Below are 19,157 nucleotides of genomic sequence, written 5' to 3'. Positions count from 1 at the left end.
TCCGTGAGCCGCTCGGCCAGCTCGCGGGCTTCGTCGCCGCCGGCATCGGCGGCCACCACGAGTTCGCGGCGGAGGGTGTCGACATACGGGGTGAGGTCCATGACGTCATCATGGCACCATCATGGCGCCATGCGCAAGCATTTATGGCACCTCTTCTGGCGCGGGGGCGATGAGACCTATCTGACCTGCGGAAACGCCGGGCGGCACGCGCTGGACGGCGGTGACGTCGGCACCCCGAGAGGCTTCCGGTGGCACCAGATGGCGTCACCCGATGCCACCTGACGTCACCTGGCGCCATCGCGCGCCAGGACTTGCCTGGGATCGGTCCGCCGGGGCGCGTTGCTCCGCTCGTCTTCTGGTAACCCGGTCGGAGAACACCCACCACACGACGAGGTGAGCACCATGGTGCTGTTGGGTCTTCTGCTCATGGCGGGCGCCGCCGCCTTCACGGGCCTGCTGATCGCGTACAACCTGTCCGGCGGGCCGGACTACACGGTGACCCTGCTGGGGAGCCAGCCGTTCACGATCAGCACCCTCGGGGCGTTCCTCGGAGGTATCGCCCTGACCCTGATCTTCGGCCTGGGCATGTGGATGCTGCTGGGCGGCACGATGCTGGCGCGTCGCCGCGGCAGGAAGCACCGGCTGGACGGGGAGGCCGGCACCGGCACCGCGGGTGAGACGACGGAACGCCGTCCGGCCGCGCACCGCCCCCACTGGCCCCGGCACAGCCACGGCCACTGAGCGTCGGGGGCGGGGCTAGCATCCGCTCATGACGACCTCAGAGAACGCGCGCGACAACGACAGCCTCCCCCTCGACGTCGAGATCGGTGCCCTCCAGGGCGGGACCGCCGACCTGTCCCGGTACGCCGGCCAGGTGGTGCTGGTGGTCAACGTGGCCTCCAAGTGCGGGCTGACCCCGCAGTACTCCGGCCTGGAGCGGCTGCACGAGCGGTACGCGGAGCGGGGCTTCACCGTGCTCGGCGTGCCGTGCAACCAGTTCATGGGGCAGGAGCCCGGCAGCGCCGACGAGATCGCCGAGTTCTGCTCGGCGACGTACGGGGTGACCTTCCCGATGACCGAGAAGGTGGACGTCAACGGGGAGGGCCGGCACCCGCTGTACGACCGGCTGACCGGCTTCGCCGACGCCGAGGGGCACAGCGGGGACGTCCGCTGGAACTTCGAGAAGTTCCTGATCGGGCGGGACGGCAAGGTCGCGGCCCGCTTCTCGCCGCAGACCGAGCCGGAGTCGGCCGAGGTCGTGGCGGCCGTCGAGGAGCGCCTCGCCGGCTGACCGGACGGGACGGTCGGCCATCACCCGGCGGTTGACCTTCCCCTTGGGGCAGGGCCGAGCGTCGTCGTCGCCGGGCGGAACAGGCCGCCCGGTGACGGAGGATGGCGACGTGGACGACGCGCGCGACGACGAGTTGCTCACCATCGGTGCGTTCGCCGCGCGGGCCCGGCTGTCGGCGAAGGCCCTGCGGTTGTACGACCGCCTGGGCCTGCTGGTGCCGGCCCATGTGGACGAGACCACTGGCTACCGCTACTACCGCACCGGCCAGGTGGAACGCGCCCGGCTCGTGGCGCTGCTGCGGCAGTTGGACATGCCGCTGGCCCGGGTCGCCGAGGTGGTGCGGGCCGACGGTCCCGAGGCCGCCGGGCTGCTCGGCGCCTACTGGGCCGACGTGGAGGCCCGGGTCGCCGGGCAGCGCACGCTCGCCGCATACCTCCGTGCACGGCTTTCGGGAAAGGGTTCCGAGGTGTACGAGAACTTCGCGGTGGAGACGGTGGACGTGCCCGGGCAGGTGCTGATCACCGAGACCCGGCACACGCTGGCGGGCGAGCTGCCGGCGTGGATCGGTGCCTCGCTGGGGCGGCTGGAGGAGGCGGCCCGCGGCTGCGGGGGCGTGACGGCGGCGCCGTTCGTCGCCTATCACGCCGAGGTGTCGATGGAGAGCGACGGCCCGGCCGAGTCGTGCGTGCCGGTCGCCGACGAGGCGGCGGCACGGGCGTGGGTGCAACGGCACGGGCGCGGCTGGGAGGCGCGGGTGCGGGTGGAGCCGGCCCGGCGGCTGGCCTTCACCCGGATCACCAAGGCCCAGGTGGCCCATCCGCAGATCCTGGCGGCCTTCGAGGCGGTGGAGGCGTGGATCGCCGAACAGGGTCTGACGGTGGACGGGCCGTGCCGTGAGGTGTACTTCGCCGACTGGGAGGCGGCCGGACCGGAGGACCCGGTGTGCGACGTGGCATTCCCGGTGAGGTGACCGTGCCGCCGGAGTGAACAGGGCCCTCTCGGCAAGGTCGGCGAACTGGTCGAGAGGGCTCTGCCGGCGGCGCCGGTCGGGCCGTGCGGGGAGCGGTCAGCCCTTGACCGAGGTCACGAAGGCGTTCCACGCGTCGGCGGGGAAGGCCAGGGCCGGGCCCTCGGGGACCTTGGAGTCGCGGACGGCGAGCGCGGCCACGAGGGGCGACTTGACCTCGACGCACGCGCCGTTTCCTCCGGAGTAGGAGGACTTGGTCCAAGATTCCGTGGCGCCCTGAAGAATTGCCATGTCTGCTCCGATGGCGAGTGAGTGCGGTTTACGCCAATGACGTGTGATCTTTGGCGTGATCGACGCTACTCGCAGACCTCGCCGATCGGAGCGGCCATTCACCCGACCGGATGGCATATTCCAGGCGACTCTTCCAGAACGACGCACCAGGGGTGTAGCATCCCGCCGCCCTCAGCGCGCGTACTCCTTCGCCACGTCCTCGATGCGCTGACGGGACTGCTCGACGTTCAGCGCCTGGGCGCGCAGATGCTCGTACATCACCGTGTACTTCTGCACGTCCTGCGCCTTCTCCAGGTACAGGTCGCTGGTGACTCCCTCGATGTACACGACGCTGGAGTCGGCGGCGTCGGCGAACTCCAGGATGGAGTACTGGCCGTTGATGCCGGGGTGCGCCCCGACGTCGAACGGCAGCACCTGCACGGTGATGTGCGGCGACTGCGACATCTCGACGACGTGCTCCAGCTGTTCGCGCATCACCTGCTTGCCGCCGACCACGCGGCGCAGCGACGCCTCGTCGAGGACCACCCACAGGCGCAGCGGGTTGGTCTCGGCGGAGATGCGCTCCTGACGCCTTATGCGGACCTGGACGCGCTTCTCGATGTCGGCGACCGACGTCTCGGGCAACGCGCCCTGGATCAGCGCCTCCGCGTACGAGCGGGTCTGCAACAGGCCGGTGATGATCTGGGGTTCGTACGTCCGCAGCGACTCGGCGTCGGTCTCCAGGCCGATGTAGACGCTGTACGGGATGTCGCCGAAGGCGTGCCACCAGCCCTGCTGGCGCGAGTCCTTCGCCATCTGCATCAGCGAGTCCACGATCCGCTGGTCCTCGACCTCGTACACCCCGCACAGGTCGCGTACGTCGCGCTGGCTGATGCTGCGCCGGCCGTTCTCCAGGCGGCTGATCTTCGACTGGGAGACCAGCAGCCGCTCCGCCACCTCCTCGGCCGTCATGCCCTTGACCTCGCGGAGCCGGCGCAGCTCCTGGCCCAGCCGACGCCGCCTGACGGTGGGATTGACATTGGACGCCACGGGACGTGCACCTCCGGCTGCGTGACTCATACGTGCCACTTTGCGTATCTGCTGTTGAGCAGACTGCCACCAAGGTGCTTTCTACCGCTGGGAAACGGTCGATATGCGCCGCGTACACGCCGGTTCGGGGACCCACCCGCACACATGGCCGCGCGGGGCGGCGGGTCCGGCCTCGTCCGGGTGTGCCGGACGTGCGGCCGGTCCCGTCGCCCCGCGCGGACCCGCGGCTCCCGTTACCGGGTCTCGGGGACTGTCGGTGCGGCGGTACGTGATGCGGTCGTGCGGTGGTGCCTGGGTGCGTGCGGTGCTGCGGATGCTGCCTGGGTGCGGCTCAGTGGACCACGGCGCGTGCCATGGATCCGTGGCGTGGTTGCGCCGGAACACCGTGGGCGGGTTCCGGGGCGGGCCTCGCCCCCGGTCCGGCGGCCTGCCGGCCGGCCGGTGCCGGGTTGCGGCGCGGCTGGGCCGCCGCACCGTTCTGGACGTCCATCACCGCGTGCGCCACCAGGCCGCCCATGGGGTCGTGCCGGATGAGGTCCCGCAGGCGGGACCGCGACGAGCGTCCTTCGTTGCCCGGGTAGAGGTGCTTGCCGAGTCCGACCGCGTGGGCCAGCGCGGCGAGCGCCGCGGTCCGCGGGTCCGGCGGTACGCCGGTGCGGATCGCCGAGTCCAGCCGGGCCTTGATCTCCCGGCTGATCGCCGTGTCCGTCGCCTGGTAGCGAGTCGTCGGCAGCACCCCGCACATCTGGCCCTCCACGGCATGCACCATGCCGCAGCGCTCCAGATGCGAAAGGTAGGTCTGGCGCAGCCCCAGGCGGGGTCCGCCAATCCAGTTGACCGCCCGTACGGGAGCGCCACGCCTTCGCAGCAGCTCCAACGCGCAGTCCAGTGTTGGATCTCCAGTCGGCCGTGGGGCCACCACGGCGATACGATCCCCGTCTGGGGCTATCCGTCCGGCCAGCGCCAGCTCCACCAGCTGTGCTCCGGCCAGACCGAGGTCGAGCGACTGCGGCTGTGCGGTGGTACCCGTGGTCGGGTCCAGCGCCAGCAGCAGAAGCTCCTCCGGAAGTGTTCTGCGGCTCCTGCCCATCCATGCCTCCCCGCGTGGATGACAGACAGGGTGACCCCTCTCACATTGGTCTGTCGAGGGTGCGTGACCGGTTCGTAGTGGAACCAGTAGGTATGTCGTTCTCGTCTACCGCGTGGGTTCTACCCGTACACAGGACACTGGTACATGGTTCGGTAGCGCACACAGGACGTGCGGCGCATGGAGGAGGCATCGGTGGCGGGCGAGTCCCCCGACAGGTCGAAGCAGCGCGAGTCGTCGGAAGAACCGACGTCGGGGAGCGCGGGTCCGGTTCCCGAAGCCAGGACCGAGGCGAGCGAGACGCGTGATCCGCGGCTGGCGGTGGCGCGGGACGCCGCGGCGTCGGCGTCCGCGACGTCCCGTGGGGGTGTGGACACGGCCACCCGGGTGCTGTCGGTCCGCGAGACGGAGACCGAAACGGAGACGCCGGAGGCGTCGGCCGACGGTGAGGGCGAGGCGGAGAGCACGCCCGAGGGCGACGCCGGGAAGGCGGCCGACACGGACGCCGAGCCCGAGGCCGGAGCTGAGGCGGACGCCGGGGCCGACGCCGAACCCGAGGCCGTGGCGGACGACACCGCCGAGGCCGAGGCTGAGGCCGACGCTGCCGACGCCGAGACCGCTGAGGACGAGACCGACGCCGACGCCAAGGCGGACGGCGCGGACAGCTCGACCGAGACGTCCGGTGACGGCCGGCTGCGTGACGCCGTGGCCGCGTGGGTCGCGACCGCCGACGAGCGGGCCGCCGCCAACGCCCGGCACGAGGCCGCGGACGAACCGGAGGACGCCGCGTCCCCCGAGAAGCCCGCGCAGGACGCCGAGAAGCCCGCCAAGGACGCCGACGCGGCCTCCGACGGGCCCGAGGACGCCCCCGAGGAGCCCGAGGACGAGCGCACCGACGCCGCCCCCGCCGACGACCCTGCCGACGCCGAACCGGAATCCGGCGCGGACGAGGACGCCGGGACCGGCAAGGGTGCCGTCGATCAGCCCACCGCCGTCTTCAAGGCCGTACGGCCGCCCGCCAAGCCCTCCGTCGACCAGCCGACGACCATGCTGAAGCTGGGCGACGCCGGAAAGACGGACGAGAAGGCCGAGAAGGGCGCCGACAAGCCCGAGGCCGAGGCCGAGCGCACCAGCAAGTTCGTCGCCCTGCGGCACCCGGACGACCCCACCACCCGCAAGCCCCCGCGGTCCGGTCAGCCCGAGAGGCCCGGCGCCGAGGCGCCCCGCGCCGCCGCCGGGGCCACCGCGGCCGTGCCGCAGGTCGGGCCCGAGCGGACCACGCAGCAGCCGCTGCCGCCGAAGCCGCCGCTGGACCTGCTGGCGGAGCTGACGAACACCCCGCCGCCCCCGGAGACCCCGCTGCGGACGACCGTGCGCCGGGTCAAGATCTGGACCCCGCTGGTCATCCTGCTGGTGATCGTCTTCGGCGTGGTGCAGGCGATGCGCCCGCTGCCCGAGCCGACGCTCGACCTCACGGCGCAGGAGAGCTTCACCTTCGAGGGCGGCAAGCCCGAGATCCCGTGGCCCGACAAGGGCCAGGCCGCGCTCGACGTGCAGGGCATCGGTTCGTTCGGGTCGTCCGGCGAGCAGAAGCCCGTGCCGATCGCGAGCGTCGCCAAGGTCATGACCGCGTACGTCATCCTGCGCGACCACCCGCTCAAGAGCGGCACCGACGGCCCGAAGATCAAGATCGACCAGGCCGCCGAGGACCAGTCGCAGGCGGGCCAGGAGTCGACCGTCAACGTCACGGCGGGCGACTCGATCTCCCAGCGGGAGGCCCTGGAGAGCATCCTCATCGCGTCCGCGAACAATGTGGCGCGGCTGCTGGCCCGCTGGGACGCGGGGTCGGAGAAGGCGTTCGTGGAGAAGATGAACGCCGCCGCGAAGGACCTCGGCATGACCAACACGACGTACACCGACCCGTCGGGCCTGAACAACACGACGGTGAGCACGGCCGTGGACCAGGTGAAGCTGGCCAAGGAGGCCATGAAGCAGCCCGCGTTCCGCGAGGTCGCCGCGATGATGTCGTACGACGACTACAAGGGCGAGAACCACGGCAACTGGAACCAGCTGGTCGGTCACAACGACGTCGTCGGCATCAAGACCGGCACCACCACCTCCGCGCTCGGCAACCTCGTCTTCGCGGCGAAGAAGGAGATCGGCGGCGAGACCCGGACCATCGTCGGGGCCGTGGTGCGCCAGCCGGCGACCGCGGACCAGGGGATCCTCGCGGCCGCGCTGGACTCCGGCGACAAGCTGATCCGGGCCGCGCAGGACACCCTGGAGTCGTCGACGCTCCTGAAGAAGGGCTCCGTCGTCGGGTACGTGGACGACGGCCTCGGCAATCGCACGCCGGTCGTGGCCACGCAGGACGTCAAGGCCGTCGGCTGGGCGGGCCTGACCGTGAAGCTGACCTTCGAGGCGGACCAGGTGCCGCACACCGCGAAGGCCGGCACCAAGGTGGGCACGCTCACCGTGGGCGACGGCGGGGTCAGCGGCGCGGTGAAGGTGCCCGTCGCGCTCCAGCAGGACCTGGTCGAACCGGCCTTCACGGACAAGCTGACCCGGATCGGCTGACCGCCGGGCCGGACCGCGACACGGTGCCCCGCGTCCCCGCGGGCAGGCAGAGCCGCAGGGGCGCGGGGCACCGTCGTGGGCGAGGGAGCCAGGGCCCACAGGTGCGTGCTAGCGTCACGAAACGGGGCAGGTCGCCGGGTCGCGGGAACGCGGCTGTGAATCGTACGGGACGGACGCGGCCGCAAGCAGAAGACGGGACACGGGGAGTGCCTTCAGGTGGCCACTGCGGAGCCGACACGCGCCGACGACGCCGATCCGGGCCAGGGGACGGGCCCGCGACCACGCGTACCTGCACCCCGCAAGGACGGCGGGGACAGCGGAGCGAGCGTGGACAGCAACGACACTGAGCGGGCCGGCGCCGACCCGGAGGCGCCGTCCGCGGCGAAGCGCGCCTTCCTGGCCGTGCGCGAGCGCATGCTGCGGCACCCCGTGCTGTCCGTCACCGCCCTCGCCGGGGTCCTCCACATCGTGTGGTTCTTCACCTTCGCGAACAGTGGCGGCGACCTCGCGGCGCAGGACGCGTGGGCGGAGTTCGTCGGCCGGCACCCGGCCTCGGCGTACAACCTCGCCTGGTACGGCGGCATGCACCCGGTGTCGTACAGCGTGGTGTCGCCGTATCTGATGTCGTTGCTCGGTGTGCGGACCACGCTGATGATCGCGGGGACGCTGTCGGCCGGGCTGCTGACGCTGGTCCTGATCCGCAGCCGGGTGGTCCGCAACCCGCTGTGGGCGACGTTCGCGGGCCTGTTCGGGCTGCTGGGCAACGCGGTGTCGGGGCGCGTGACGTTCGCGCTGGGCACGATGTTCGCGCTGGGCGCGGTGGCCACGGTGTTCTGCTGGCCGCACCGCTGGCGCCACGAACGCTGGGCGAAGGCGCTGTGCGCGGCGCCGCTGGCCGCGCTGTCCACGATGTCCTCTCCGGTGTCGGGCCTGTTCGTGGGCCTGGTGGCGGTGGCGCTGTTCCTCCAGAAGCGCCGCCCGGGCGCCTGGGCGCTGGGTCTGGCGCCGGCCGTGGTGGTCGCGCTGTCGGCCTGGCTGTTCCCGTTCTCCGGCACCCAGCCCATGGGCTTCGGCTCGACCGTGCTGCCGCTGCTGTACGCGGGCTTCGTGTTCTGGCTGGTGCCGCGTACCTGGACGACGGTGCGGATCACGTCGGCGGTCTACGGGCTGGCGGTGCTCCTGGTCTGGGCGATCAGCTCCCAGATCGGCTCCAACATCACGCGTCTGCCGATGCTCTTCGCCGGGACGGCGCTGGTGGCGGCGATGCCGTTCACGGTGCGGCGTTCGCGCAAGTGGTACGCGCTCATGGTGGCGCTCGCCGGGTTCGTCGGCTGGATCGGCTTCAAGTCGGCCGACGACGCCGTCCACACCCAGCCGGCCGCCTCCTGGGCGCGCGAGCTGGCGCCGCTGCTGAACGAGCTCCAGGAGGTCGGCGCCGAGAAGGGCCGCGTGGAGGCGGTGCCGGCGCGCTCCCACCGGGAGGCCTCGGCGCTCGCCCCGTACGTGAACCTGGCCCGCGGCTGGACCCGCCAGGCCGACATGGAACGCAACCCGATCTTCTACGACGACACGCTGAACTCGGCGAACTACCACGAGTGGCTTCAGCGCTGGGCCGTGCACTACGTGGTGCTGCCCAAGGACGAGCCGGACGGCGACGGCGGCAAGCGCGAGCGGGAGCTGCTCCAGCGGGGGCTGCCGTATCTGAAGCAGGTCTGGGGGGACGCCAACTGGCAGCTCTTCCAGGTGACCGACCCGGCGCCGCTGGCGGAGCCGGACGCGGTCGTCCAGCGGGCCGAGCAGGACGAGTGGGTCATCGACGTGCGGCGGCCGGGGCCCGTGCTGGTCCGGATGCCGTACTCGCCGTGGCTGAGCCTCGTCGACGCCGAGGGCAAGAAGCTCAAGCCGCCGCAGGAGACGGAGGCCTCCGAGGACCGGCCCGAGGGCTCGCCGAAGACGTTCGAGAACGTCAACGGCTGCCTGACGGAGACGGAGGAGACCGTCGAGGGCGACACGTGGACGGTGCTGGTCGCGCCGAAGGCGGGCACGTACCGGCTGTCGGCGCCGTACGGGTTCTCGCGCGGCACGCCCTGCCCGGACGAGATGAAGGACGAGCTCAAGGACCGGCTCGCGGAGCAGCTCGGGGACGAGCTGAAGTTCGCGCCGGAGTAGCCACCCGAGCTGGGCGGACGGCCGGGATCCCGATGCGGGGTCCCGGCCGACGTGTTTCCCGGACGCCCACGGTTGTTCATACCTGTGAACGCAGATCAGCAAGACGAACTTCTTTACCCTCTCTTGACCTGTCACTTTCTTGTCGTGCCCGCGCCGACACAACCACGATGAGCGGGCACTTCGCCGCGCGCCTCGCCCTCACCCGCTCTTGCGAAGTGTCAGCCTGCTGAGCGGAGTTCACAAGGCGGACCCCGGAAGGGGGCACATGAACGGTCTCGACTGGTCCGTGCTGATCGGCTACTTCGCCGTGATGGTGGCGATCGGCGTCTGGTCGCACAAACGCGTGGACAACGTCAGCGACTTCTTCACGGCCGGCGGCAAGATGCCCTGGTGGCTGTCCGGCATCTCCCACCACATGTCGGGCTACAGCGCGGTGATGTTCACCGGGTACGCGGGCATCGCCTACACCTACGGCGTCACGTCCTTCGTCACCTGGTCCTTCCCCATCGCCCTCGGCATCGCCATCGGGTCCCGGCTGTTCGCGCCGCGCATCAACCGGCTGCGCTCACGGCTCCACGTGGCCTCCCCGCTGGAGTACCTGAAGAACCGCTACAACCTGCCCACCCAGCAGGCCCTGGCCTGGTCCGGGATGCTGCTGAAGATCGTGGACGTGGCCGCGAAGTGGGCGGCCATCGCCACGCTGCTGTCCGTCTTCACCGGCATCACCCTCAACCAGGGCATCCTGATCACCGGCGTCATCACGGGCATCTACTGCACGATCGGCGGCCTGTGGGCGGACGCGCTGACCGAGCTCGGCCAGTTCGTCATCCAACTGCTGGCCGGCGTCGCGATGTTCGTGGCCGTCGTCATGAAACTCGGCGACCACGGCGGCTTCTTCGGTGTCTGGGACGAGCCCGCCCTCCAGGGCCACGGCAAGCCGCTGGTCGGCCCCTACGGCACGGTGTTCCTGCTCGCGTTCCTCTTCATCAAGCTCTTCGAGTACAACGGCGGCATGCTCAACCAGGCCCAGCGTTACATGGCCACGAGCAACGCCCGCGAGGCGACGCGGTCGGCGCGGCTGTCGGCGGTGCTGTGGCTGGTCTGGCCGGTGGTGCTGTTCTTCCCGATGTGGATGTCGCCGCTGCTGGTGGAGTCGCAGAAGCCGGACGGCTCCGACTCCTACGGCCTGATGACCGAGCAGCTCCTGCCGCACGGGCTGCTCGGCCTGGTCGTCGTCGGCTTCTTCTCGCACACCATGGCCATGTGCTCGTCGGACGCCAACGCCATCGCGGCCGTGTTCACCCGTGACGTGGCCCCGGTCGTGTCGGCGCGGGCACGGGCCTGGGGCGAGCGGTCCGGGCTGGTCGCGGCGCGGGTGACGACGGTGGTCTTCCTCGCCCTGTCCATGGCGGTGGCCACGCAGGTCGACTCGCCGACGTTCAAGGACATCATCACCGTCGTCATCAAGTGGGTGGCCGGTCTGATGGGCCCGATCGCGATCCCGATGATGCTGGGCCTGCTGCGGCCCTTCCGCCGCTCGGGACCGACGGCCGCGCTCACCAGCTGGGCGGTCGGTCTGCTCGCCTTCTGGCTGGTCAACTACCCGGTCAACTGGAACGTCGAGGGCGGGGTGCCGCTGGAGTACCAGGTGTCCGTCCCGCTGGCGGTCTCCCTCGTCCTCTACGTCCTCATCGGTTACCTGAAGCCGGAGGACACCCCGGAACGGCTCGCGATCATCGAGCGGGTCAACACGGACGACGACGCCTCCGGGGCGGCGGCGGCCGTCCCGGCGCCCGCCGGAGCGCCGGCCGACGCGGTGGGGCGGGCCCCGGCGAAGGACTGAGGCCGGCCTTCACGCGACTGAGGCCGGCCCTCACGCGACTGAGACCGGCCCTCACGCCCTGGGGTAGCGCGCCAGCCAGCCCGGGGACGACCCGGCCGGTCCGTGCAGGGCGGGGCCCTGGGTCATCTCCATGGCGAAGTCGTCGGCCAGTTCCAGGATCGTCGGACGGCCCTCCAGCTCGGCCAGCCAGGCCGGCGGCAGGGCCGTCTCGCCGTGCAGGGCACCGAGCAGCCCGCCCGCCAGGGCGCCGGTCGCGGCGGAGGGCCCGCCGTGGCCCCCGGCCAGCCGCAGCCCGTGCCGTACGTCCTCGGCGACGAGCGCGCAGTACACGGCGGCGGCGACCAGCCCCTCCGCGGTGCCCCCGCCGGCCAGCTCGGCCACCCGCGCGCGCGTCGGCAGCCCCTGCCGTACCGCGCCGAGCGCGTGCTGCAACGCCTCCGACACCGGCTCGTGCCCGGGCCGGACGGCGAGCAGCGCGAGTGCCCGCTGCACCGCCGGGTCCAGGCTCTCCCCCCGCGCCAGCCCGTGCACGACCACGGCGTACGCGCCCGCCGCGAGGCTCCCGGTGGGGTGGCCGTGGGTCTGCGCCGCGCACTCCACGGCGAGCTGGGCGACCAGTTGCGGCTCCCAGCCGACCAGCAGCCCGAAGGGCGCCGACCGGGCGGCCGCCTCGGGCCCGCGCTCACCGGGGTTCTTGGGCGCCTCGGGGGTGCCCATCGTGTCGTCGCCGAGCCCGAGCAGCAGGGCGCGCGTGGGGTCCCGGCGGGCGTACAGCCACTCCTCGCGGGCCAGCCAGCCGTCGTCCTTGCGCCGCTCGTCCGGCCCCCAGTCCCGCTGGGTCGCGGACCAGCGCCGGTACGCCCGGTGCAGATCGGTCGGCGGATGCCAGGCCCCGGTGTCGCGCCGTACCTGGGCGCGGATCAGCCCGTCGACGGAGAACAGGGTGAGCTGCGTGAGGTGGGTGACGGCACCGCGCCGCCCGTAGGCGGGGGTGAGGTCGGCCGGGCCCTCGGGCCCGTGCGCCTCGCGGACGGCGTCGGGGTCCATGCCGTCGAGGGGCGCACCGAAGGCGTCCCCGACGGCCACGCCCAGCAGGGTTCCGCGCACCCGGCTGCGGAAGTTTTGCTGCTCGGCACGACCCCACACGGCGGCTCCGCCCGTCGCGCCCACCTGACCTCCCGAGGCATCGCCCCTACGTACGACGCGAGCACTGTAATCGAACGAGGACGGTCGGTTCAGGGTGCGGAATGGGGCGAAAGCATGGCCTGAGCGGTCAGATGGGGACAGTCGTGGGTCGTGCCGGGTGACGACACCCACGTACGGCGGAGCTGCCCGCCGGGTGAGCGCCGGGCTCGTGGGGAATGAGGTGGGCATGACCACCACGACCACCACCGCCTCGCGGGCCCTTCCCCTGGCGGCGACCGTGCTCACCGGCACCGTCGCCCTCTACATGGCCCTCGTCGCCTTCGGGAACATCACCGACTTCGGGACGAACCAGGCGTTCGTCCAGCACGTGCTCGCCATGGACACCACGTTCAAGGACGACGACCTGATGTGGCGGGCCGTCACGAGCGAGGGCTTACAGAACGCCGCGTACGTGGCGATCATCGTCTGGGAGACGGTGGCCGCGCTCGTGCTCGTCGCCGGCACCTGGTTCGGGTTCCGGCGGGACCACGCGCGGGCACGAAGGCTCTCCACCGCCGGGTTGCTGATGGTGATGCTGCTCTTCGGTGCCGGTTTCATCGGCATCGGCGGGGAGTGGTTCGCGATGTGGCAGTCGGACACCTGGAACGGCCTGGACGCGGCGACGCGGATCTTCCTGCTCAGCGGCGTCGTGCTGATCGTCACGCACCTGCCGCGGGAACGGGCCGCCACCACGGGACGGCCCTGACGGGCCCCTACGGGACGACCGTGACCTTCGTGCCGGCCGTCGCGAACGTCCAGACGGCCTCGCCGTCGGCCTCGTGCAGCCGGATGCCGCCGGTCTTCGCCCCCTCGGCGGGCGGCGGCGGCGAGGAGCCGTCGACCGCGTGGGAGAAAGCGACCGAGACGCCGTCCTGGAGGGCGAAGTAGACGATCTGCTCGATCCGCACGCCGTCGGAGCCGGTCGTGGCCCCCTCGGTGCGGGTGCCGACCGTGTAGGCGCCGGGGTCGGGGCTGACGGTGCCGGGCCACACGGTGAACGTCCGGCGGGAGGCGTCGCTCGCGTCGACCAGCCAGACCCGCTTCTCGCCGAGGGAGTAGACGACGCGCCGCCCGGTGCCGGAGCCGTCCGGGACCGGGGTCGGCGCCTTGGGCGCGGGGGACGCCTCCGCCGAGGCCGACGGGTTCGGCTGCCGGGACACGGCGGCGGTGGGGTGCGGGCCCCGGTCCGCCTGCACGGTCAGGACGACGACCCCGGCTATCGCTCCCACGGTCAGACCGGAGACCCAGGCCCACGAGGGAAGTCGGGCAGGCACGGGCACGCATCTCCTCAGCTACGAGAACCCCGACACACCGGGGGTCCGATCATCGTACTGTGAGCGGCCCGTACCTCGGTCCGGCGGCGATCGGTCCGGCGGCGATCGGTCCGGCAGCGCTCAGTCCAGCACCGGCAGCAGCTCCGGAAGGTGCCCGTCCGAGGCCGTCGCCGCCCGCTGCCGCTCCTCGGGGACCTCGCCGTACAGCGTGGTGCGGGGCTTCGCCGGGCGGCCCGCCGCGTCCGCGACCGCGATCAGGTCCTTGACCGACTTGTACGAGCCGTAGGAGGAGCCCGCCATGCGGGAGATCGTCTCCTCCATGAGCGTGCCGCCCAGGTCGTTCGCGCCGGAGCGGAGCATCTCCGCCGCGCCCTCGGTGCCCAGTTTCACCCAGCTCGTCTGGATGTTGGGGATGTGCGGGTGCAGGAGGAGCCGGGCCATCGCGGTGACCGCGCGGTTGTCCCGCATCGTGGGGCCGGGCCGCGCGATGCCCGCCAGGTAGACCGGCGCGTTGGTGTGGATGAACGGCAGCGTCACGAACTCCGTGAAGCCGCCCGTGCGCTGCTGGATGCCGGCGAGGGTGCGCAGGTGGCCGAGCCAGTGGCGGGGCTGGTCGACGTGCCCGTACATCATCGTGGAGCTCGACCTGAGCCCCAGTTCGTGGGCCGTCTCGATCACCTCGATCCAGGTGGCCGTCGGCAGCTTGCCCTTGGTCAGGATCCAGCGGACCTCGTCGTCCAGGATCTCCGCCGCCGTGCCCGGGATGGAGTCGAGGCCCGCCTCCTTGGCCGCGCTCAGCCACTCGCGGATCGACATGCCGGTGCGGGTGGCGCCGTTGACGACCTCCATCGGCGAGAAGGCGTGCACGTGCATGCCCGGGACGCGGGCCTTGACCGCCTTCGCGATGTCGAAGTACGCCGTGCCCGGCAGGTCCGGGTGGATGCCGCCCTGCATGCAGACCTCGACCGCGCCGACCTCCCACGCCTGCTGGGCGCGGTCGGCGACCTGGTCCAGGGAGAGGGTGTAGGCGTCGGCGTCCGTGCGGCGCTGCGCGAAGGCGCAGAAACGGCAGCCGGTGTAGCAGACGTTGGTGAAGTTGATGTTCCGCGTCACGATGTACGTCACGTCGTCGCCGGCCACCGACTTACGCACGTCGTCGGCGACTTGGCACAGCGCGTCCAGCGCCGGGCCGTCGGCGTGCAGGAGGGCGAGGGCCTCGTCGTCCGTGAGCTTCGTGGGGTCGTCGGCGGCCGTGGCCAGCGCGGCGCGTACGTCGGTGTCGATGCGCTCGGGGGCCATGCCGGGCGCGGCCGCCTCGCGCAGGGCGCCCCAGTCGCCGTACACCTCGTCGAAGTCGTCGCGGCGGTCGGAGGTGCGGCCGTCGGTGTCGATGGTGCGGTGCAGGTCGGTGCGGCCGGACGCCTCGAAGACCTCGTCCGGCTCCTGCCACGGCCGCCCCTCCACCGTGGCGTCCGCGCGGGCGAGTCCGGTGTCCGGGTCGGCGAGCGCGGCCACGTGCGGGCGCAGGCGCGGGTCCAGCCAGGGCTCGCCGCGCCGGACGAACTCCGGGTAGACGCAGAGGCGTTCGCGCAGCTCGAAGCCGGCCGTGCGGGACTTGGCGGCCAGCTCCTCGATCTGCGGCCAGGGGCGCTCGGGGTTGACGTGGTCGATGGTGAGCGGGGAGACGCCGCCCCAGTCGTCGATGCCGGCGCCGATCAGCCGCTCGTACTCGGCGTCCACCAGGTTCGGCGGGGCCTGGAGGCAGGCGGAGGGACCCATGATGTGCCGGGCGACGGCGACCGTGGCGACCAGCTCGTCCAGCTCCGCGTCGGGCATGCCGCGCATCGCGGTGTCCGGCTTGGCGCGGAAGTTCTGGATGATCAGCTCCTGCACGCCGTGGTAGGCGCGGGAGACCTTGCGCAGCGCGAACAGGGACTCCGCGCGCTCTTCGTAGGTCTCGCCGATGCCGATGAGGATGCCGGACGTGAAGGGCACGGAGGAGCGGCCGGCGTCCTCAAGGACGCGCAGGCGGACGGCGGGCTCCTTGTCCGGGGAGCCGTGGTGCGGCCCGCCGGGCTCGGACCACAGGCGGGTCGCGGTGGTCTCCAGCATCATGCCCATCGAGGGCGCGACCGGCTTGAGGCGCTGGAAGTCCGTCCAGGACATGACGCCCGGGTTGAGGTGCGGGAGCAGTCCCGTCTCCTCCAGGATGCGGATCGAGATCGCGCGGACGTACGCGATCGTGTCGTCGTAGCCGTGCGCGTCCAACCACTCCCTGGCCTCCGGCCAGCGGTCCTCGGGCTTGTCACCGAGGGTGATCAGCGCTTCCTTGCAGCCGAGGGCGGCGCCCTTGCGGGCGATGTCCAGCACCTCGTCCGGCGACATGAACATCCCGTGCCCGGCCCGGCGCAGCTTGCCGGGGACGGTGACGAAGGTGCAGTAGTGGCACTTGTCGCGGCAGAGCCGGGTCAGCGGGATGAAGACGCTCTTCGAGTACGTGATGACGCCGGCGCGCCCGGCGGCCTCCAGGCCCGCGTCCCGGACCCGGGCGGCGGACGCGGTGAGGTCGTCGAGGTGCGCGCCGCGGGCCTGGAGCAGCACCGCGGCCTCGGAGACGTCGAGGGCCACACCGTCCCGGGCACGTTTGAGGGCGCGACGCATGGCGTTCTCGGTGGGGCCGGTGGGGTCGGCGGGGCCGGTTCCGGAGGTCGCGGAAGTCGTCATCCTTCGAGCATACGAGCGGCGTGATCAGGACGGGGATGCCACGGGGGGCGCGTCCGGCGGCCCACCGGGCGGTTTCCGGCCCTCCATCCGTCACACCCCTTTCCTTGCACCGGAGTTCACGGCTCAATACGAGGGTTGCACGCACCACCCCTGCACCACCCATGCCCTGTCAGCGACGACACCTGGGGAGCAGCAGCATGTGCGAGGACGACCACGCCGGGATCGGCAGACGCGCGGTGTTCGTGACGGGAGCCGCCGCCGCGCTTACGTTGGGGACCGTGAGCTTCGCTTCGGCAGCGGGCGGCCCGGCCCCACGGACCAGAACCGTACGCGGCACCCTCCCGCCCGGCTCGCCCGACTTCGTGTACGTCCCGGTGGAAGTGCCGCCGGGCGTACGCGAACTGCGGGTCTCCTACACCTACGACCGGCCCGCCGTCCCCGCCGGGACGCAGGGCAACGCCCTCGACATCGGCGTCTTCGACGAGCGCGGCACCGAGCTGGGCGGCCGGGGCTTCCGAGGCTGGTCGGGCGGGGCGCGCACGGAGTTCTTCGTCCGCGCCGACGACGCCACGCCCGGCTACCTCCCGGGCCCAGTGCGGGCGGGCACCTGGCACATCGCGCTCGGCCCCTACACGGTCGCGCCGCAGGGCCTGTCGTACGAGCTGACGATCACGCTGACGTACGGGGAGCCCGGCGACACGCCCCGGCCGGTGTATCCGCCGGCCCGCGCCAAGGGGCGGGGCCGCGCCTGGTACCGGGGCGACTGCCACCTGCACTCCGTGCACTCCGACGGCCGCCGCACCCTCGCCGAGATCGCGGCGCTGGCGCGGGCGGCGGGGCTGGACTTCATCAACTCCTCCGAGCACAACACGCACTCCGCGCACGCGCACTGGGCCGACCTCGCCGGCGACGACCTGCTGATCATGCTGGGCGAGGAGGTCACCACGCGCAACGGACACGTGGTCGCCCTCGGCACCGACCCCGGCACCTTCGTCGACTGGCGCTACCGGGCCCGCGACAACCGCTTCGGCCGTTTCGCCCGCCAGATCCGCCGCGCCGGCGGCCTGGTCGTGCCGGCCCACCCGCACGCCACCTGCATCGGCTGCAACTGGAAGTTCGGCTTCGGGGAGGCCGACGCGGTCGAGGTGTGGAACGGGCCCTACACGCCCGACGACGAGGTGGCGCTCGCCGACTGGGACGGCATGCTGGTCGCCTCGGTGCGCGAGGGCCGCGGCTGGATCCCGGCGATGGGCAGCAGCGACGCCCACCGGGACCCGGACACCATCGGGCTCCCGCAGACCGTCGTCCTCGCCGACGACCTGACCCGGGAGGCGATCCAGGACGGCATCCGGGCGGGCCGGTCGTACGTCGCCGAGTCGGCGAAACTCACCCTCACCTTCACGGCGTCGGGCGGCCGCGGCGAACACGCCGGCATCGGCGAACGGCTCCCCGTCGCCCCGGACACCCCGGTCACCGTCCGCCTGTCGGTGACGGGCGCCCCGCGCTGCACGGTCCGCTTCGTCACGGACCAGGGCGTGCTGTTCACCAGCGCCCCGCTGCCGGTCTCGGGCACGGGCACGGTGGAGTGGCACACGACGGCGTCGTACGCGGCATACGTCCGCGCGGAACTCCGCCACGAGGCAGCGGCGGGCCCCCTGCCGGGGGCACTGGCGGCATTCACCAACCCGGTGTTCCTGGGACGGCGTTAGGCCCTCGTCGCGGCTCCCGTTTCCCTGTTACGGCGCGGTGACAGTTCGTTCATTGATCAAGGTCAATCCGGCAGCACACTTGGCGCATCGCCCGCTGCCGGGGGCCGAACCGGACGCCGGAACGGAAAGGCAGCACGGGCCGCTTCTCCCGCTCGCACCACCCACGCTCGTGTCATCCCTGGGGGGATCACCATGTCTGCTTCGCGCTCGCACCACCGCCTCGTCCTGCGTGCCGCCGTCGCCACCGCCGCACTGGCCGGCGCACTGTGCGCACCCGCCGTCGCCTACGCCACCGGCGGCGCCGGGTCGTCGGACTGCACGGTGACGAAGACGATCGGCGCCAGCTTCGGCGGCTGGACCGTGGACCTGACCAACAGCCTCGACGGACCCACGGCCGCCCTCAAGGACGACACCGGCAAGACCGTGGCCACCGTCGACCGCGCCCACCCCGAGGACACCGTCAACGGCCTCAAGATCAAGGACGCGGACACCGCCACGCCGCTCCTCCTCGACCGCAGCCAGGGCGACCCCGCCCCTTGGCGCACCACGCCCTTCCCGACGCTCCCCGACGGCTGCGCCGGCACGGGCGAGGACGACGGTGCGGACGACGGGGGTGCGGTCGCGGAGCCGGGCGACGAGCCGGGCGCGGGCACGGGGGCCGGTACGGACGAGGGGACCGGTACGGAGGAGGGGGCCGGCTCCGGCAAGGGCGCCGGATCGGGTACGGACGCCGACCCGGGCACGGACGCCGCCCCGGGAACCCCGCAGCGCACCACCAGTGCCACCGGCACCGGCACCGGCACCGGCACCGGCCAGACCAGGGTCGTCCCGGCCGGCGGGGTGGCGGCGGGCGCGGAGAGCACCGCGGGCCCGGACACCGTCCTGCTGGCGGGCGGGGCCACGTTGACCGCGGCCGGTCTGGCGGGCCTGGGCTTCGTGGTGCGCCGCCGCCGTGGCACCGGCGCGGGCGTCTGACGGCTTCGCCGTCCCTGCCCAGCGGGCGGGCCGCCG

Annotated in this window: 16 protein-coding genes; 10 read left to right on the top strand and 6 right to left on the bottom strand. The window is 72.3% G+C overall.

Translation table 11 applies throughout. From position 1 onward, the window contains the following. Positions 1–129 precede the first annotated feature (129 nt). The 4 genes from GTW67_RS25250 to GTW67_RS25235 all read left to right on the top strand — a co-directional run bounded on the left by GTW67_RS25250 (position 130) and on the right by GTW67_RS25235 (position 2,261). Positions 130–282: a hypothetical protein gene (locus GTW67_RS25250; RefSeq protein WP_161163122.1), complete on the top strand. Its 153-nt coding sequence runs from the start codon at positions 130–132 to the stop codon at positions 280–282. Between the two features lie 120 nt (positions 283–402). Beyond that, the gene (locus GTW67_RS25245) at positions 403–741 is read left to right on the top strand and encodes a hypothetical protein (protein WP_161163123.1); all 339 of its coding nucleotides are present in this window, start codon (positions 403–405) and stop codon (positions 739–741) included. A gap of 28 nt (positions 742–769) precedes the next feature. Continuing rightward, positions 770–1,291, top strand: coding sequence for a glutathione peroxidase (locus GTW67_RS25240; protein ID WP_161163124.1), 522 nt, complete (start codon positions 770–772; stop codon positions 1,289–1,291). 91 nt (positions 1,292–1,382) lie between these two features. Beyond that, complete coding sequence (locus GTW67_RS25235) at positions 1,383–2,261, top strand: MerR family transcriptional regulator (RefSeq protein ID WP_524539734.1); 879 nt, start codon at positions 1,383–1,385, stop codon at positions 2,259–2,261. A gap of 96 nt (positions 2,262–2,357) precedes the next feature. On the opposite strand, the gene GTW67_RS25230 is transcribed toward GTW67_RS25235, so the two are convergent. The 3 genes from GTW67_RS25230 to GTW67_RS25220 all read right to left on the bottom strand — a co-directional run bounded on the left by GTW67_RS25230 (position 2,358) and on the right by GTW67_RS25220 (position 4,668). Beyond that, positions 2,358–2,549, bottom strand: coding sequence for a DUF397 domain-containing protein (locus GTW67_RS25230; protein WP_161163126.1), 192 nt, complete (start codon positions 2,547–2,549; stop codon positions 2,358–2,360). 171 nt (positions 2,550–2,720) lie between these two features. Beyond that, the gene (gene relB / locus GTW67_RS25225; protein ID WP_161163127.1) at positions 2,721–3,578 is read right to left on the bottom strand and encodes a type II toxin-antitoxin system RelB family anti-toxin; all 858 of its coding nucleotides are present in this window, start codon (positions 3,576–3,578) and stop codon (positions 2,721–2,723) included. Positions 3,579–3,909: 331 nt separating this feature from the next. Next, positions 3,910–4,668 carry a GOLPH3/VPS74 family protein gene (locus tag GTW67_RS25220; RefSeq protein WP_161163128.1) on the bottom strand — a complete coding sequence of 253 codons (759 nt, stop codon included), beginning with the start codon at positions 4,666–4,668 and terminating at the stop codon, positions 3,910–3,912. Between the two features lie 177 nt (positions 4,669–4,845). On the opposite strand from GTW67_RS25220, the gene GTW67_RS25215 reads away from it, so the two are divergent. The 3 genes from GTW67_RS25215 (at position 4,846) to GTW67_RS25205 (ending at position 11,254) form a co-directional block, all read left to right on the top strand. Continuing rightward, a complete protein-coding gene (locus GTW67_RS25215) occupies positions 4,846–7,242 on the top strand; it encodes a D-alanyl-D-alanine carboxypeptidase family protein (RefSeq protein WP_202436720.1) in 2,397 nt (798 codons plus the stop codon). A gap of 414 nt (positions 7,243–7,656) precedes the next feature. After that, positions 7,657–9,411, top strand: a complete 1,755-nt coding sequence (locus GTW67_RS25210) for a DUF8823 domain-containing protein (protein WP_237518613.1) — start codon at positions 7,657–7,659, stop codon at positions 9,409–9,411. Positions 9,412–9,676: 265 nt separating this feature from the next. Then, positions 9,677–11,254 (top strand): sodium:solute symporter family protein, encoded by a 1,578-nt coding sequence (locus GTW67_RS25205; protein ID WP_161163129.1) that lies wholly within the window; start codon positions 9,677–9,679, stop codon positions 11,252–11,254. Between the two features lie 51 nt (positions 11,255–11,305). Here the strand turns inward: GTW67_RS25205 and GTW67_RS25200 are convergent, their stop codons facing one another. Then, the gene (locus tag GTW67_RS25200; RefSeq protein ID WP_161163130.1) at positions 11,306–12,424 is read right to left on the bottom strand and encodes an ADP-ribosylglycohydrolase family protein; all 1,119 of its coding nucleotides are present in this window, start codon (positions 12,422–12,424) and stop codon (positions 11,306–11,308) included. 202 nt (positions 12,425–12,626) lie between these two features. On the opposite strand from GTW67_RS25200, the gene GTW67_RS25195 reads away from it, so the two are divergent. Beyond that, positions 12,627–13,145 carry a DUF2165 domain-containing protein gene (locus tag GTW67_RS25195; protein ID WP_161163131.1) on the top strand — a complete coding sequence of 173 codons (519 nt, stop codon included), beginning with the start codon at positions 12,627–12,629 and terminating at the stop codon, positions 13,143–13,145. Positions 13,146–13,152: 7 nt separating this feature from the next. On the opposite strand, the gene GTW67_RS25190 is transcribed toward GTW67_RS25195, so the two are convergent. Both GTW67_RS25190 and GTW67_RS25185 read right to left on the bottom strand, forming a co-directional pair. Continuing rightward, positions 13,153–13,713 (bottom strand): hypothetical protein, encoded by a 561-nt coding sequence (locus GTW67_RS25190; RefSeq protein WP_161163132.1) that lies wholly within the window; start codon positions 13,711–13,713, stop codon positions 13,153–13,155. 120 nt (positions 13,714–13,833) lie between these two features. Further along, positions 13,834–16,437, bottom strand: a complete 2,604-nt coding sequence (locus tag GTW67_RS25185) for a bifunctional FO biosynthesis protein CofGH (protein WP_161163133.1) — start codon at positions 16,435–16,437, stop codon at positions 13,834–13,836. A 197-nt stretch (positions 16,438–16,634) separates the two neighbouring features. On the opposite strand from GTW67_RS25185, the gene GTW67_RS25180 reads away from it, so the two are divergent. Then, a complete protein-coding gene (locus tag GTW67_RS25180; protein WP_161167082.1) occupies positions 16,635–18,146 on the top strand; it encodes a CehA/McbA family metallohydrolase in 1,512 nt (503 codons plus the stop codon). Positions 18,147–18,338: 192 nt separating this feature from the next. Next, the gene (locus GTW67_RS25175) at positions 18,339–19,121 is read left to right on the top strand and encodes a hypothetical protein (RefSeq protein WP_161167081.1); all 783 of its coding nucleotides are present in this window, start codon (positions 18,339–18,341) and stop codon (positions 19,119–19,121) included. Positions 19,122–19,157: the final 36 nt, after the last annotated feature.

The organism is Streptomyces sp. SID5910 (assembly GCF_009862125.1).
Classification (GTDB): domain Bacteria; phylum Actinomycetota; class Actinomycetes; order Streptomycetales; family Streptomycetaceae; genus Streptomyces.
This window is presented reverse-complemented; position numbering and strand designations above follow the sequence as displayed.

Bases quoted from the DNA above. Each gene is read 5' to 3' on its own strand.
- GTW67_RS25220 (WP_161163128.1), bottom strand. From the start codon at position 4,668: ATGGGCAGGAGCCGCAGAACACTTCCGGAGGAGCTTCTGCTGCTGGCG.
- GTW67_RS25180 (WP_161167082.1), top strand. From the start codon at position 16,635: ATGTGCGAGGACGACCACGCCGGGATCGGCAGACGCGCGGTGTTCGTG.
- GTW67_RS25240 (WP_161163124.1), top strand. From the start codon at position 770: ATGACGACCTCAGAGAACGCGCGCGACAACGACAGCCTCCCCCTCGAC.
- GTW67_RS25175 (WP_161167081.1), top strand. From the start codon at position 18,339: ATGTCTGCTTCGCGCTCGCACCACCGCCTCGTCCTGCGTGCCGCCGTC.
- GTW67_RS25205 (WP_161163129.1), top strand. From the start codon at position 9,677: ATGAACGGTCTCGACTGGTCCGTGCTGATCGGCTACTTCGCCGTGATG.
- GTW67_RS25245 (WP_161163123.1), top strand. From the start codon at position 403: ATGGTGCTGTTGGGTCTTCTGCTCATGGCGGGCGCCGCCGCCTTCACG.
- GTW67_RS25195 (WP_161163131.1), top strand. From the start codon at position 12,627: ATGACCACCACGACCACCACCGCCTCGCGGGCCCTTCCCCTGGCGGCG.
- GTW67_RS25185 (WP_161163133.1), bottom strand. From the start codon at position 16,437: ATGACGACTTCCGCGACCTCCGGAACCGGCCCCGCCGACCCCACCGGC.
- GTW67_RS25210 (WP_237518613.1), top strand. From the start codon at position 7,657: ATGCTGCGGCACCCCGTGCTGTCCGTCACCGCCCTCGCCGGGGTCCTC.
- GTW67_RS25230 (WP_161163126.1), bottom strand. From the start codon at position 2,549: ATGGCAATTCTTCAGGGCGCCACGGAATCTTGGACCAAGTCCTCCTAC.
- GTW67_RS25250 (WP_161163122.1), top strand. From the start codon at position 130: ATGCGCAAGCATTTATGGCACCTCTTCTGGCGCGGGGGCGATGAGACC.
- GTW67_RS25215 (WP_202436720.1), top strand. From the start codon at position 4,846: ATGGAGGAGGCATCGGTGGCGGGCGAGTCCCCCGACAGGTCGAAGCAG.